The sequence below is a fragment of the Dyadobacter diqingensis genome, from assembly GCF_024220585.1.
In the GTDB taxonomy this organism is placed as follows: Bacteria; Bacteroidota; Bacteroidia; order Cytophagales; family Spirosomataceae; genus Dyadobacter; species Dyadobacter diqingensis.
Window position 1 is genome coordinate 199,585 of sequence record NZ_JAMXKF010000008.1, and the last position, 15,538, is coordinate 215,122.

General features: G+C 43.7%; 14 protein-coding genes. 9 read left to right on the forward strand and 5 right to left on the reverse strand.

The window, feature by feature from the left end:
• Positions 1 to 27 precede the first annotated feature (27 nt).
• The 4 genes from M1L62_RS20800 to M1L62_RS20815 form a co-directional block, all read right to left on the reverse strand.
• Complete coding sequence (locus M1L62_RS20800; protein WP_254561552.1) at positions 28 to 1,758, reverse strand: M3 family oligoendopeptidase; 1,731 nt, start codon at positions 1,756 to 1,758, stop codon at positions 28 to 30.
• A 62-nt stretch (positions 1,759 to 1,820) separates the two neighbouring features.
• Positions 1,821 to 2,402, reverse strand: coding sequence for a hypothetical protein (locus tag M1L62_RS20805; RefSeq protein WP_254561553.1), 582 nt, complete (start codon positions 2,400 to 2,402; stop codon positions 1,821 to 1,823).
• Positions 2,377 to 3,240 (reverse strand): MbnB/TglH/ChrH family RiPP precursor modification enzyme, encoded by an 864-nt coding sequence (locus M1L62_RS20810; RefSeq protein ID WP_254561554.1) that lies wholly within the window; start codon positions 3,238 to 3,240, stop codon positions 2,377 to 2,379. The genes M1L62_RS20805 and M1L62_RS20810 overlap by 26 nt, the downstream gene beginning before the upstream one ends.
• Positions 3,237 to 3,515 (reverse strand): hypothetical protein, encoded by a 279-nt coding sequence (locus M1L62_RS20815; protein ID WP_254561555.1) that lies wholly within the window; start codon positions 3,513 to 3,515, stop codon positions 3,237 to 3,239. Before M1L62_RS20815 ends, M1L62_RS20810 begins: the two co-directional genes overlap by 4 nt.
• 310 nt (positions 3,516 to 3,825) lie before the next feature.
• Between M1L62_RS20815 and M1L62_RS20820 the strand changes: the two genes are divergently transcribed.
• The 4 genes from M1L62_RS20820 (at position 3,826) to M1L62_RS20835 (ending at position 9,794) form a co-directional block, all read left to right on the forward strand.
• On the forward strand, positions 3,826 to 4,425 hold the full coding sequence (locus M1L62_RS20820) for an RNA polymerase sigma factor (RefSeq protein WP_254561556.1): 600 nt from the start codon (positions 3,826 to 3,828) through the stop codon (positions 4,423 to 4,425).
• A gap of 19 nt (positions 4,426 to 4,444) precedes the next feature.
• Entirely contained in the window at positions 4,445 to 5,164 is a 720-nt protein-coding gene (locus M1L62_RS20825; protein ID WP_254561557.1) for a tetratricopeptide repeat protein, read from the forward strand.
• Between the two features lie 118 nt (positions 5,165 to 5,282).
• Entirely contained in the window at positions 5,283 to 6,992 is a 1,710-nt protein-coding gene (locus M1L62_RS20830) for a S8/S53 family peptidase (protein WP_254561558.1), read from the forward strand.
• Positions 6,993 to 7,040: 48 nt separating this feature from the next.
• Complete coding sequence (locus tag M1L62_RS20835; protein WP_254561559.1) at positions 7,041 to 9,794, forward strand: CHAT domain-containing protein; 2,754 nt, start codon at positions 7,041 to 7,043, stop codon at positions 9,792 to 9,794.
• 3 nt (positions 9,795 to 9,797) lie between these two features.
• Here M1L62_RS20835 and dctA read toward each other — a convergent pair whose 3' ends face one another.
• Positions 9,798 to 11,063, reverse strand: coding sequence for a C4-dicarboxylate transporter DctA (dctA, locus tag M1L62_RS20840; RefSeq protein WP_254561560.1), 1,266 nt, complete (start codon positions 11,061 to 11,063; stop codon positions 9,798 to 9,800).
• Between the two features lie 254 nt (positions 11,064 to 11,317).
• Between dctA and M1L62_RS20845 the strand changes: the two genes are divergently transcribed.
• From M1L62_RS20845 to M1L62_RS20865, 5 genes are read left to right on the forward strand one after another with little or no spacing between them, the layout of a single operon-like run.
• A complete protein-coding gene (locus tag M1L62_RS20845; protein WP_254561561.1) occupies positions 11,318 to 11,665 on the forward strand; it encodes a DUF6686 family protein in 348 nt (115 codons plus the stop codon).
• A gap of 15 nt (positions 11,666 to 11,680) precedes the next feature.
• Positions 11,681 to 12,529 carry a heme/hemin ABC transporter substrate-binding protein gene (locus M1L62_RS20850; RefSeq protein WP_254561562.1) on the forward strand — a complete coding sequence of 283 codons (849 nt, stop codon included), beginning with the start codon at positions 11,681 to 11,683 and terminating at the stop codon, positions 12,527 to 12,529.
• Positions 12,526 to 13,641: a FecCD family ABC transporter permease gene (locus M1L62_RS20855; RefSeq protein ID WP_254561563.1), complete on the forward strand. Its 1,116-nt coding sequence runs from the start codon at positions 12,526 to 12,528 to the stop codon at positions 13,639 to 13,641. Before M1L62_RS20850 ends, M1L62_RS20855 begins: the two co-directional genes overlap by 4 nt.
• On the forward strand, positions 13,638 to 14,429 hold the full coding sequence (locus M1L62_RS20860; protein WP_254561564.1) for a heme ABC transporter ATP-binding protein: 792 nt from the start codon (positions 13,638 to 13,640) through the stop codon (positions 14,427 to 14,429). The genes M1L62_RS20855 and M1L62_RS20860 overlap by 4 nt, the downstream gene beginning before the upstream one ends.
• A gap of 53 nt (positions 14,430 to 14,482) precedes the next feature.
• On the forward strand, positions 14,483 to 15,526 hold the full coding sequence (locus M1L62_RS20865; protein WP_254561565.1) for a hemin-degrading factor: 1,044 nt from the start codon (positions 14,483 to 14,485) through the stop codon (positions 15,524 to 15,526).
• The last annotated feature ends 12 nt before the right edge of the window (positions 15,527 to 15,538 follow it).

The following is a 15,538-nucleotide window of genomic DNA, read 5'->3' on the forward strand; positions in this document are numbered from 1 at the left end:
ACCACCAAACGGATAGGAGTTGAATTATTAAATTTTTAATCTTTCTAATTCATTATGGACGAATTGCATGAGTTCTGTTATATATTTCCTTGAAAAATCAAATGGAATATTGGCAGCCTGATAAATTTCTGTAATCGGCGCGGTGTAGCCCAATTTCAAAGCATCAAGGTATCCTTTCAGTCCTTTTTCCGGGTTTTCACGATAGTTTTTCCAAACACCGATCGCTCCCAATTGTGCAATTCCGTATTCAATGTAATAGAAAGGTACTTCATAAATATGAAGCTGACGCTGCCACAGATATTCCCGGAAAGATTCCAGTTCTGACCAGTCCATAACCTCGTCCGTAAATTCCTGATAAATTTTCACCCAGGCCTCTGTCCGTTCTGTTGCGGTATGCGTTGGGTTTTCATACATCCAGTGCTGAAACTTATCCACGGTAGCTACCCAGGGTAATGTCTCAATGATCGATTCCAGATGCTGGATTTTGGCGCGACGAAGGTCATCATCATTGTCGAAAAACTCATCCCAAAAGTCCATCGTGATCAATTCCATCGACATGGAAGCCAATTCGGCAACTTCGGAAGGCGTGTGTTTGAAGGAATTCAAAGCCAGGTCGCGGGTTACCAGCGAGTGTACCGCATGCCCTCCCTCGTGCAATAACGTCACCATATCGCGAAGGTTCGAGGTTGCGTTCATGAAAATAAACGGCACACCGATTTCTTCCAGTGGATAATTGTAACCACCGGGTGCTTTTCCTTTCCTTGATTCCAGATCCAGATGTTTCATGTTTTTCATGATCTGAAGGCAGTTGCCAAGGAATGGGTCCAAACGGCTGAAACAGCGTATGGTTTTATCAAGCAGTTCTTCTCCGCTGGTGAAAGGCTTCAAAGGTGGCAATCCTTTCGGATCTACTTTTGTATCCCATGGGCGCAGCTGTTCAACTTTCAGGGCATTTTTCCGATTGCCGGCCATATCGTTCAAAAGAGGGACGACAGCTTCCTTCACCGAAGTATGGAAATTAAAACAGTCCTGCGGCGTGTAGTCAAAACGTCCCATGGCTGCAAACATATAGTCACGATAGTTTGCAAATCCAGCGTTTTTCCCAACCTGATCCCGCAGCGTCACCAGTTTATTCAATAGCTCATCCAGCGTTTCATGATCCTGAAAACGTCTTTCAGCAACGGCACGCCACGCTTCTTCACGCACGGCTCTATCGGCAGACTGCAGGCGGTCAGAGGCCTTCTGCAATGTCATTTCTTCTCCGTCGAGCGTAACGGTCATGGCACCGGCCACTGCACCATATTTCCGCTCCTCGGTCTGCATTTCCGTCTGAAGCGGAATGTTTTCTTCGCGGAATAATTCAATTGCTTTTTTCATGCTGCGGATTGTAATCGCAAATCCCTGATCTGTCAATTCGGTCAGAAATGGACTTTCCACAGCTTTTTTATCCAGCTGATTTCCGTATTCGGCAAGTTTTGGTTGTATTTCGGTAATGAAAAATTGTAAGGCATTGATCAGCCCGGTGTTGGCAGTATCGCAGGTTTGACGAATATATCGCCAGGCGAAATTTTCCGACAAGTAAGATTCCAGCTCGCTTCTGTCCAAAAACCACTGGCGCAGGTCCGATGCTGAGTTTATTTCCCGGGCGATCAGATTATCGTAAAACGGCTGAAGGTCATCCCATTTTTTTAGATCAAATTCTTCTCCTATAAAAACCCGGTTAGAACGGGTCAACGTGGTAGTTTCCTGATTTATCATCTTTCCTTTGATTGCGATAATTTGTTGTTCAAAGGTAACATGGAATTGCCGGAATCTGAAAGTTATCGGTGGATATCCCGACACATTACTGGGGCAATTGATTCTGTGGGCGTTATTTCTTCTACCTCGAACGCACCGATGATTTTGTCTGAGATGATCATGCGGTAGCGGCCTGACAGGATTGATTCGCCCGACAAATTGCCCTGGATCAGGGCATGAATTACCGGAAGCGGGTCACAAGGCCAGGTGATGTCATCTTCATACATTTCGTCTTTGTTGATGGCCATCATGCCGAGTTCAAAACGGGCGATGACGGATGTCAGGCCGATGGTATGCCCGATCAGCCATTTTAAAAAATGCGGTCCGATTTCTTCTATAAAAGAAGAGTGGTTATTCGATTGATAATAGCTGGCTGTTGTGGTCTCCATTTGGCCGGTGGCTTTCAGGAACCTTGCGGTAAAGAAGCAATATCTTTCCAGATGGTTTTGTCGCCACCAACGTGTTATTTCTTTAATCAGCTGTAAGTTTTCCGATCCGGCGACCTGATGAAAGTAGTTTTCATCATCCGGTTCCGGTACATAACTGTTTTTGATCAGGCCCAAAAGTTTCGTTTGCAGTTCAGCAAGTGGCAGGTGATTTTTCATAAAACAGCGCTCTAAGTTTTTCAAGTTCGCCCAGAATTGCTTCCTGGCCCACGCGTTCGACAAATTCGTCCAGCAACTCATAGGTAATCGCTTTCAGATTGTCAGGATGATAGGTTTGGATGACATGTTTTGCCAGATCTATTGTCGACTGATCGGTAAGCCCGACATGAATATCAGTCATGAATCCGCTGTCCAGATATCCACTCGCCAGATGAAATTCCCTGATGTAGCTGCAATCCAGTTCCTGCAAAAACAATGTGATATCGAGCCCATGATTATGCGCGTCGCATTCGAGATTGTAGATGTCAAGAATCAAACCGCATCCGGTTTTTTTACAAATTCGGTTTAAAAAGTCAGCATGAGAATAATCACTGTGGTATTCAGGTATCAGACTCACCACATTTTCCAAAAGAAATGGAATTTTGTATCGTTCCTGGATCGTATCCACGCGACGGCAAACCATCTCCAGCGTTTCGTTATTTCGCGGAAGGGTAATCATGGTGCCCAGATTTACACCGTCGACAAACATGTAAGCCAGGTGTTCACTGTGCCATTTCAGACTAAGATTTTCATATAGGTCGTCCAGCAACCGCAGGTAATTTTGAGAAAATCCGTCAAAAGAACCAATCGACAAACCGACTCCGTGAACCAGAAACTCGACCTGATTATGGACACTTTTCAGTTCGTCGAGCTTCTGTGGATTAATGCTGGCCACCCCTTTGTAGGAAGTGGCCAGAGAATCCGGGCTGAATTCGAGGAAATCTACCACAGGAACAATCTTTTTCAGAAATTCTGGCCGGTTTCCTTCGTAAGTAGTTCCAATAAGGATCGGTTTCATCCCAGTTGTTGGGTATGGTCAAACGAGTTCAAAATCTTGACATTGACGACCGCGTCAAAATCCAGCGCTTTCCGGAAACGGTCTCCGTCATGCAGAATTTCGTCGATGTTGAGATAAAGATCCCGTCCACCCAACCCGCAGGCAAGGCATCCGCTTTCTTTGTAAATTCTTTCCAGAATCTGATTAATCTGATCTTTTGTCACCGAAGGACGGAGTGTAACAGCCAGTGTAGATTTTACCGCTGTCAGTTTTTTAGCGATTAGTTGATCTGCCATGATAATTAAGTGTTTATTGGATGAATATCTGGCAACGTTGATAAGGGTGTTACCTACCCTGCCGGCAAAAAATCCCCCGCCTTGCATGGGGTGTTTCAAATGTTAACCAGGCTTTTAGTCGCGGATATTGGTGAGGATGGAAACATGTTTTTTAAATTATTTTTTTGGATAAAATGGTTTGAATCGATTGGCGGGGGCATGTAACGTTGCCGTTTAATCGAAACAGGCATATTCTGTGGAAACATGCCGGATGAATTTGTTCAAGACATGGGTTTTTATGTATATTTCGGTAGGGTATCCGCTATGCATTATGTCTTTCTTTCAAAAAACGATTTCCGATAATGACCTGATTGACGGTATTTTATCGAATGACAGCCGACGGCGTTCATTTGAAAATCGTCTTTATGAAAAATATGCATATCTGATTCGGGAGGGTGTCTGGAAACACCGCCTCACCGCCGACGATTGCTCTATGGCTTATTCAGATACGATTCTTACCATTATTGAAAATATCCAAAATGGCCGTTTTGAAGGCCGCTCGGGCCTTAAGACTTATCTGTATCAAATTTTTTCCAATAAGTGTGTTGACCTTCTACGTAAAAACGCGACTAATCGTCAGCAGGTACACCATGGCGAAACGCTGGATGATTTTATTAACATTCTTCCCGATGATTCCCGGAGTATTGTGCAAAAGATTATTGATCAGTATGATACGGAAATTTTATATCAGCGGCTGCGTGAACTGGGCGACAAATGCCAGCAAATGATCAAAGCCTGGGGAGAAGGGTTTATGGATCAGGAAATCGCCGTTGAAATGGGCTACCAGTCTGCGGCTGTGGTCAAAACAAGCCGGTTACGCTGCCTTGAAAAGTTAAAAGAGCTGTATCATAAGGGAGTGAAAAAAGGATAGTGGAGAAAATTTAAAAGTCATGGAAGAGCGCATCGAAGATTATTTTAAAAGGCAACTCTCCGACCCGGAGAAAGAACAGTTTGAAAAGGATTTAAAAACGGATCCTGAACTGGCCGAATCCGTTGCCTTTTACCTGCTCGTGAAAAATGCTGCCGGGCAGGAAGCACGGGATAAAAGACTGGCTGAAAGGCATGAGGCATGGCAGAAATTGCCAAACGGTCAGCCGAAAACAATTTCCAGACCGTTATTTTATTACGCCGCCGCCGCTGTCTTATTCATCGCAATGGGGTTGGGCTGGTACTTTTTAAGTCCGGGTGTCCAGAACCGGGAGCAGTTGGCGGAACATTATGTTCAGGAAAATTTTTCAACACTGAGCGTACAAATGGGCGGTAATGCAGACAGCCTGCAACAGGTTATTAATCAGTACAATAAAGGCAATTATAAGGAGGCGGCATCCATGGTTGACGCTATGCTGAGAAGTGATCCTCAAAATGCTGAGGCACAAAAAATTGCGGGTATTGTTTCCCTGAAGGAAGGAGATTACGACAAAGCAATCAACCATTTTCATCAGCTTGGAGCGCAAAAACAATTGTTCTCCAACCCCGGGAAATTCTATGAAGCCATTGCCCTCCTGCAACGTGGTTTACCGTTGGATAAGAAGTTAGCCGACAGTTTGTTAAGGGAGGTAATTGATGGTAATTTGGAAGGGAAGGAAGAGGCTGTGAAGTGGGTTAAATAATAAAGTTATTATAACCGCGTATAATTATATGGCAAACAAATTTACCTTCCGCATGCTGGATTCAAACCGGCAACCCGTTGAACCTGATGATGAAATCACAAATCCGCTTTCGATCAGATTGGAGTTTAACGAAAGTATTCCGCGTACGCAGGATAAAAAAAAACAGGGAGACAAGAAGGAAGAGGAATGTTTTAAGCCCGTGAAAGATAACATACCCGATTTTGTCGCCGGCGAAACACCCTATTTTGAGAAATATGGGGTGTATGCTGTTACGAAGCAAAAAATCCTGGTTATTAGTGCTGGCGAAAAATCGACGGGTCTTCTCTTAGAAAATAACTATGTGACACTCATTTTTTCTTCATTAAAACCTGTTTTGTCGCAACCCTTTCCTATACGCGTGAGGGTGGTACGTGTCAGCGAATGTGCTAATCCTGACAATGAATATCTCGGCGGATTAACGTATACTGTTCTTATCGAATGGACTGACAATTATGAATTTGGTGTTTTTGAGAAAAAATATAATCCAGGCATATTGGTACAGTCCCAGTGCGATAACCTAATTCTGAGCGGGAATCCTCCCAACACAGACCCAGGTTCAATAAAAGCATTGAAGCCTGATGGTGCTAAAATTTTGCCTAGTAACTTTCTTGGTCATGACGCAAAGGATACCAGCTTAGTGGCACAAAGTGAAATTGTAGTGGCGGTTGTAGATACCGGTCTTGCATATAAGCAGCAAAAACAGGATACAAACATTAACGCAAGTTATATAGACTCAAATGGCAGGGATCGACATTTTCAAATAGCAGATATCTGGCCATTTCCTTCTCATGGAGATAGGCTTGCAGGAAATAAAATTGGTTACTGTTCTGTAACGCCATATTTAAGAGCCTGTTCAAACGATAATCAGGATGCCAAGTATAGAAATAACCCCAATTATCAAGCGCTGAAAAACCTGAGTAGAAATGTCATTTTAAATACACCCTACGATGATAACAGATATCGGGTTGATAGTAAGGATAAGGGCAAGCATGGTTCGCTTATCTCTGCTATTATAAACCAAAAAGGATGTGCGCCGGTTTTACCGGTTAAATCGTTTGATTTTGCGGGAACTGGTACATTGTTTGACTTATTATGCGCTTTAAATTATGTGTTAGCATGTAAAAAAGCGGGAATGCCGGTTAAGATTATCAATTTAAGTTTTGAAGGAAGAATAAACCCGGATGGGTTTAAGTTGTTGAAAAAGAAGTTTAAATCGTTGTGGAAAAATAAAATCTGGGTGGTTGCCGCTGCTGGTAACGAAGGAAAAGAATTGAAGTTTGATCATTTTTTAACGGGCGCTCTGCCAGGAGGAAATGAGATTTACAATATTTTTCCTGCATGTTTTAGTGGTATCTTTAATAATGTTATTACCGTAACGGACGTCAGTAAGACTCTTACATTGCACAAGGAAGAAGATGAACAATCAGGAGCTTTTCTGACAGATGCGTTGGAAAACGAGATCAGAAGCGAGATCAATAATAGGGTCAATTTGGAAGGACTCTTTTGGCATTTTAAATATCATTTTAACGGAAACTACTCTTCTTCCTTTGTCAACGCGGCAGTTATAAGCCCATATGGATCACCTTCCAATGGAGATTTGCTGCATGGAACCTCGTTTGCCGCAGCATATTTTTCTGCAAGTCTTGCCAAATATCTTCGTACAAATTATGCCGTTCCAGGGAATACTCCTTGGGATTGGGACGCAAGGCAGGATGTGATCGACAAAATAACGCATCCAGACCTGATGTTAAGAAATCTCGTACGCAATAATGCGCTTTTGGATGAATAGCGAACCTGGTTAATCAAGTGATATTGATCGTATGATTATTTAAAAATAATGACCCGAAAACTGATTCTGATAGTAATCATTTTACTTTATGGTACGGATGGAAGGGCGCAATGCGGCTCTTCCAATTATTTTTATGAGGATTTAAATGTAATATGCAGGGGAGGTCTCGACGGTGTACAGAAAGTTAAACTGGAAAACTGGCTGAGGCAATGGAAAAAGTGTTTTCCTGTTGCTGATTCAACATACATTCGTGCCTTGCTTCAGTTAGGGATGGTACATCGGTTTGCCGGAGATTTCGACAACGCGATAGCAGTTACGCAGCAGGTGATTGAAATTTATTCAAAAAAGGAGAATACGCTCAAAAGGAAGGATCTTGTTAAAGCAACTTATCGGATCGGTGTTTATTATAATTCTTCCCAGTCGGCTGAAAAGGCAATAGCTTATCTTAATGAAGCAATCCAAATCGGGAAAAATGATGCAGAATCGAAGACCTACCTTGCCAGTGCCTATTTGTATCTTGTATATGCTTTTTTTATCAAAGGAGATTTCCAAAAAGCGCTTTCTTACGCTGATTTGGGAGAAAAGATGGCTACTGAAATTAAGGACACAATCACACTTTCGGATATTTTACAACAAAAAGCACAGGCATTATCCCAGATTAACCAGAACAGTGAAGCCAGAACTGAAGTTTTGAAGGCGATCAAGCTCATAGAAAATATTCCAGAAGCTTGTTATTCGCTGGCCAATCAGCATCGTATTTTAGGTTATATGAACAAAGCACTTCAACTTAAAAAAGAAGAGCTGGCCGAGTATGAAACGGCCTATAAAATTGCTGCAAAATGTAATCACAAGAACCTATCCGATTTTCTGAATGCCATAGGTTATTACTATTATGAAAATGCTGATTATCAAAGGGCTATCAGTTATTTTCAACGGGCAATTGATATTGACAAAAGTATGTACAGTAAAAGTAGCGCACTGAATGGAATGGCCTTGGCTTATGCAAGGAAACATGCATATGATAAGGCCTTTCAATATTTTCAGGAAGGACTTGTTGAGTTACTGGGAGCCGGGCAGTTGTCTGGAATAAATTCAATGCCAACTGCAAAATCCATTAGTATTACGGCACAGAAAGATTATCTTCTTTCATTGATCAGAGACAAAGCGGATACCTGGGTCAGCTATTCAAAATCAACGAAGAATGATCCGGAAAAATTAAAAAATGCGCTGAAAGGTTACATGCTTGCGGACTCCATGATCGATTTTATGCGTTGGGAGCATACCGGAAAAGTGTCAAAACTTTTTTGGAGAAATAAAACGAAGGGAATGTATGAGCAAGCTATTGAAACTTGTTTTCTTCTAAAAGACCCTTCCACTGCGTTCTATTTTTTTGAGAAAAGCCGTGCCGTTTTGCTCAATGACCAATTAAATGAACTTGGGGCAAATATGCAGTTAAGTGTTCAGGACGCCGAAAAAGAAAGGAAGGTCAGTTTGAAAATAATGGATTTACAAAACAAACTCGAGGGAAGTAAACGGGAATCGGCAGCGCATAGTAATCTTCTTGCCGAATTGGTGGATGTGCAGGAAGAGCAGCAAGTATTTATTCATCAGCTGGAAAAGGCCAATCCGCAATATTATGCTTATAAATATGACAACAGGATTCCAACGATCTCAGAAATCCGTTCAAAGGTTATTGCTGAGGGGCAAACCTTTATTTCTTATTTTGAAGGGGATTATGCAGTGTATGGATTAAGTATAAGTGCTGGGGATATTAAGTTAAAAAAAATTGATATTGGAGATTACAAGCGGTTTACAGCGCAATTTCAACGGTTATTGAGTGATAAGGAGATGCAGAATAAGCGGTTTGGAAGTTATCTCGGTGTTGCATACCGATTATATGGACTGGTATTAAAACCGTTCAATGTGAAATCTAATCGGGTAATAATATCGCCGGATGGCAATTTTATGCCTTTTCAAAGTTTTAGTTTTTCTTCTGACAGGCCTGATTTCCTCATTAGGAAATATGCATTCAGTTATACTTATTCAGCCAGTTTTCTGGTTAAATCCGTAAGAAAAGGTAATGACTTTCTTTCTTCTAAAATATTTTTGGGTATGGCGCCTGTGAAATTTTCACCAAGACTGAATCAGGTAGCTCTACCAGGCTCTGATATTTCGCTGGAGGCGATAAGCGATCATTTTTATTTTCCTAAAACACTGACGCAATCCAGTGCTTCAAGAAAGGCATTTTTACAAGAGTTACCGGATTATCGGATCATTCAACTCCTCACACACGCCAGCGCAGACAGCTCAGAAGTGGAGCCGACGTTATACTTCGCCGATTCGACACTCAAACTTTCGGAACTGCCGACGTCCGGGTTGTCAAAAACACAATTGCTCGTTTTGTCCGCCTGCCGTACAGGTGTGGGAAAAAATCAGAAAGGGGAAGGTGTTTTTAGTCTGGCCCGGGGTTTTGCCGGTATCGGTATTCCTTCAACACTCACTACGTTATGGAGTGTTGAAAATAAGGCCATTTACGAGTTGACAGCACTTTTTTATGACCAGCTCGATAAGGGAGTTCCACTGGATATTGCTTTGCAGCAGGCGCAGATAGAATGGCTTGCAACGGCATCTAAAAGTGACCAGCTCCCTTATTCCTGGGCGGGTATGGTGCTTGTGGGGAATACGGAACCTGTCGAAACGGGGATTTCGAAGGGCGGAATTTATGCGATTTCGGCAACGACTGCCTTTGCTCTGCTCCTGGGCGGATTTTTGTTCCGCAGGAAAATGGCTGCGCGCCGTTAACAGCTATTTTCCTGACTGCTGTGTCACATCTGTCAGGTTATCAGTAATAATATTTTCAGTTTGATGCACATTGGCAAAGGCGAAATTCATTTTGTCACGGTCAAATTCTTTTTCGTTGTTGGCAAGCCAAATGGTGGCTACACCGTTGCCTATAATATTGGTAATGGCACGGGCTTCCGACATAAATCGGTCGACGCCAAGCAGCAGTGCCAGTCCTTCCAAAGGAATTACCTTAATCGCCGTCAGCGTGGAGGCAAGCACTACAAAACCGCTTCCCGTAACCCCGGCAGCACCTTTTGAGGTGACCATAAGAATACCAATCACTGATAATATCTGTCCGACAGTGAGATGCACATTAAAAACCTGAGCCAGAAAAATGGTTGCCATGGACAGATAAATGGTGGTTCCGTCGAGGTTAAATGAATAACCGGCCGGAATAACGAGCCCGACAACGGGTTTTGAACAACCCATCCGTTCCAGTTTTTCCATAATAGATGGCAGCGCGGCCTCGGATGACGACGTCCCTAAAACAATCAGCAACTCCTCGCGGATGTATTTCAGATAAGCTAATATACTGATTTTGTATGTTCTTAAAATCAGTCCTAAAATGCCAAAGATGAAGATCGCCATGGTGAGGTAAACCGTTCCCATGAGCTTGGCAAGGGGCAGTAAGGTATGAATTCCGTATTTTCCGATCGTGAAGGCCATTCCCCCGAAAGCGCCGATCGGTGCGAACATCATCACAAGATGAAGCGCTTTAAAAACATATTTGGACGCGAAATTCAGCCACTTTACAATGACCTCCTTCCCCGAATACCTGCTTAACACGGATCCCAAAATAAGGGAAATCAAGAGCACCTGAAGCGTCACATTATCGAGGAAAAATTGCAGCCAGCTAAAATCATGAACTTTGGCCGCGTAAACGGAAATATCTCCTTTTTGAAGATTAGCCGTTACCACGCCGTCACCCGGGCGAACAATATTGGCAACCAACACCCCCACAACGAGCGCAAGCGTTGTGACAACCTCAAAATACAAAAGTGCCTTTGCTCCAACCTTGCCTACTTTTTTCAAATCTCCCATGCCGATTATTCCCAGCGTGATGGTCAGGAAAATGATGGGGTTGATAAATAATTTGACAATCTGGATAAAACCCTTGCCTAAAACGTCCATCTGTACGGCTGTTTCCGGGGCATAATGTCCGAGCAACGCGCCCGCTGTGATAGCGGTGAGGACCCAAAAGGTAAGGTTGGTAAAGAGCTTCTTCAATTTTGTGAGTGGTTAAGGAATAAAGGGTTATCCGGTGGAAATTACACTGCGGTGATTTCTGTCAGGATTTCGGATGGTAGTCAAGTTACGATATTAAAGTACTTTTTAATTAGCCCACGGCGCAGAAAACTATTTTTTTCTTATTGTTTATACTTGGTCTAAATAAATCTCTATATTTGTGAGCATATCATGGCGACGAAATAGTATTCCGGATTATTTAATTTATCTCAGGGCATCTTTATTTATATGTACTTATGCATGACGCTTCTCATTCTTATTCGTCATTACGGATTTTAAGTCAGTCGAAAAACGGGTATATCGGCCAGTGCAACTGTTGTGATCATTACAATTTTGTATTTGGCAACGTGCTTTTTATTTTCTCGGAAGATGGCCTGAACGGATTTCATTCGGTGCTGTACGACGAACACCAGTTTCATACCATGGAAACTGCCCTGCCACACGGAAGAAACCATCTTTTGCCTTCCCCGATCCCTAATTTCATGTTGTCCTTTAATGACGAGGAAGTGGATGAGATCAAGGGGCTTTTTCAGGAAACCCTGCTGGCACTGGAGATTGACAAGATTTTTTCAAATAAAAGATAATTGAATTTTAACCCAATGCGCACAACATTCTCTTACAGAGCGATTTTTGCCCTGTTAATCATTTTTTTCTTTTCTATAAAACCGGCTTTAAGTGTTGCAGGGAAACCGTTACGTATCGTTTCTGTCAACGGGACACTGAGTGAAATTCTGGTTGGATTAGGACTGGAATCCCAGATTGTCGGGGTGGATGTAACGAGTACATACCCTGCTTCGCTGGATAAAATACCGAAAGTGGGGCATAACAGGAGTATTTCGGCTGAGGGTATTTTGGCCCTGAACCCTGACATGATCGTGGTGAGTGACCAGAGTATGTTATCTCCAACGGTAACCAAACAATTGGGTAGCACGGGTAAAAAGGTGGTGACATTTAAACAGGATTTGTCGCAGGAAGGCACCATTAAGCTGATCCGAGAAATGGGGGCTTATTTTAACGCAAAAACACAGGCTGAAAAGATGGTGAAGACCGTTCAGACGGATCTGGCCAAACTTCCGAAGGCGGCGGCACAGAAAAAGCTTCTTTTCATCTACGCGAGAGGTACTGGAACATTGATGGTTTCGGGTAAGAATACTTCCCTTGACAAAATGTTCAGTTTGATCGGGCATAAAAACGCCGTTACAGATTTTACAGATTTTAAACCACTAACATCTGAGTCGCTTCTGGCGGCTAACCCGGATGTGCTGGTGCTTTTTTCCAGTGGTCTGGAAAGCGTTGATGGTATCGAAGGCTTGTTGAAAGTGCCCGGTATCGCCTATACCAGTGCAGGGAAAAACAAAAAAATCGTTTCCATGGATGGTCAGCTGCTGACCGGATTTGGACCGCGTTTGGGAAAAGCGGCGGCAGAGCTTGCGCAAAAGGTACAATGATGACAGAAGAAGAAACGATAGCGAAAACGGAGCGCAAAGAGCAAAAAATGATACAGCAAGAGCTCAAACAGCCGCTGTCTCCCGGTTGGGTTATCCTGATTTTGGGAGTGGCGTTGCTTGGTTGTGTCTTGTTTTCGGTCGCTACGGGCGCATTGTCTATCTCTTTTTCGGAGATAGTCGGGATCGTTTCTTACAAAGTGGGACTGACGGATATACCGATTGAGGAACAGCAAAAAGAGATTGTTTTCTGGGTGATCCGTTTGCCAAGGGTTTGTCTTGGGATATTGGTTGGGGCCGGTCTCGGTGTGGCAGGCGCTGCGTTGCAGGGGTTATTCCGTAACCCGATCGCAGACTCTACATTGATCGGGGTGACATCTGGCGCTTCACTTTTTGCCGTGATTGTGATTATGTTAAACATAAAGTTCTTCGGCATTATCAACGAAATAGCGGGCGCTTATACGCTTTCATTTGCGGCATTTATCGGTGCGGCTGTGACGACTGCATTGGTTTACCAGCTTTCCAAGATTACCGGCGAAGGCGGAGTCGCGACCATGTTGTTATGCGGTATTGCCATCAATGCCTTTGTAGGTGCTTTGACTGGCCTGATGACATACATGGCGACGGACGAGCAGTTAAGGACCATTACCTTCTGGACGCTGGGGAGCCTGGGAGGAGCTAACTGGACTACTGTTCTTTCCGTTCTGCCATTTGTGGGATGTAGTATTTTGTTTATGCCCTATCTGGCCAAATCGTTGAACCTGCTGGTGCTGGGTGAAAGCCAGGCCGCACATTTGGGCGTAAATATGGTCAAACTGAAACGTGGCGTGATTATACTGGCGACTATGGCTGTTGGCTCATCAGTCGCTGTGGCGGGTACGATTGGTTTCGTAGGGCTTGTGGTGCCGCATATCATCCGAAGTATTTTCGGGCCGGACAATAGGTATCTACTCGTTGGGTCGGCTTTTGGCGGTGCCATCGTACTGACGCTCGCCGATACCATTTCACGGACCATTGTGGCACCCGGCGAGCTTCCGATCGGTATTCTGACCGCCTTACTGGGCACACCGTTTTTCCTTTATCTTCTCTGGAACCAAAAACGTAACCGTGTATGATCGAGGTTGAGAAAATACATTTTAGCGTCAAAAATAAGTCGCTCTTACAGGATGTCAGTTTCAAGGCAAAAACCGGTGAATTCTGGGCTGTTGTCGGGGCAAATGGTGCGGGGAAGTCAACATTAATGAAACTTTTGTCGAAAGAACTCACACCCACGCAGGGAAAAATTTCTTTTCACAATAAAGACTTAAAAAAGTATTCCCTAAAAGAACTTGCGCAAAAGCGTGCCGTACTGGCGCAGCAAAATGTCATCACACTGGCGTTTAGCGTTCATGATATCGTTTTAATGGGCCGGTATCCGTTTTATGATTCCAAACCCTCGCAGCGTGATTTATCGATCGTTGATCACTGTCTTCAGAAAGTCGGTATCATTCATTTCAGAGACAGGTTATATCCCACGCTTTCGGGAGGTGAACAGCAGCGGGTCCAGCTTGCCCGTACGCTGGCGCAAATCTGGGAGGTCCGTGAAGGGTTTATATTTTTGGACGAACCTACATCGGGAATGGATTTACTACACCAGTATGAAACGTTCCAACTTGCCCGTGAAATGACGCAAAAGGGATATGGTGTTATCGCCGTAGTGCATGATCTGAATTTCGCCCTCCAATATGCTGATCAGGTTCTGATGCTCAAAAAAGGGAAAATGTTTGCGATTGGTAATGCCGGGGAGGTTTTAACGGGAGAAAATATCCGGGATGCCTTTGGGGTGTCCGTCAGAATTTTTCAACCCGACGACTCGCCATTTCCGGTTATTATTCCCGAAGCCACTCCGGTGGCAATCGTTTAAAAAACTTTCAAATATTAAATAAACATCTCCGTATCAATCATTTATCTTTCACTATGAAAACAGTATTAATGTCTAACCGCGCTGATCTTAAAGAACGTTGGTCTGAATTTAAATCCGAAAATCCAAAAACCCGTATCCGCGACGCAGCGAGGGAGCTGGACACCACAGAAGCTGATCTGTTGGCGACAGGTCTGGGCGATAATATTATTTTGCTGGAAGGAGATTTTCGCGAATTGCTTAAAGAGGTGACGTCGCTTGGTTACGTAATGGCATTAACCCGTAACGACCATGTGGTGCATGAGCGTAAAGGTGTTTATGAAAATATTTCTTTCAACAATCACGTTGGGCTGGTTTTGGGAGAAGATATTGATCTTCGGTTATTCCTTGGCGACTGGAAGTTTGGTTTTGCGGTACACGAGGGAGATCGTTACAGCCTTCAGTTTTTCAATAGCTTTGGAGATGCAGCGCATAAAATTTATCTGACCGAAGAGAGCAACAAGGAAGCGTACGACGCATTGGTTGAAAAATATCGCGCTGCCGATCAGGAGGCGATGGCTTTGACGGCTGTGAAACCGGAAAAAAAGGCGGAAGAGCAGACAGCAGATATCGATACGGCTGCGTTTCAGGCAGAGTGGCTTACTTTAAAGGACACACACGAGTTCTTCGGACTCTTGCGTAAATATAAGTTATCAAGAAAAGAGGCACTTCGCCACGCGCCGGAAGGATATGCGTACCAGATCAAACCTGAAAGTATGAAAGCGGTGTTTGATGCTGCTTCGGAAACGGCATTGCCGATCATGGTTTTTGTTTCAAACCCGAACTGTATCCAGATTCATACAGGACCGATTAAAAAGATTTTTGTCATGGGACCGTGGCTGAATATTATGGATCCGGCTTTCAACCTTCATTTACGTGAAGATGCGATCGATGAGGCATGGGTTGTCAGAAAACCTACGGAGGACGGAATTGTGACCGGAATTGAATTGATCGATAAAGAAGGTGTGATGTTTAACCAGTTTTTTGGAAAACGTAAACCGGGTTCACCAGAGTTGGCAGCATGGCAGGAATTGGTTGACCAGGCCGTGATAAGAAAATAAGAATGCTGAGAT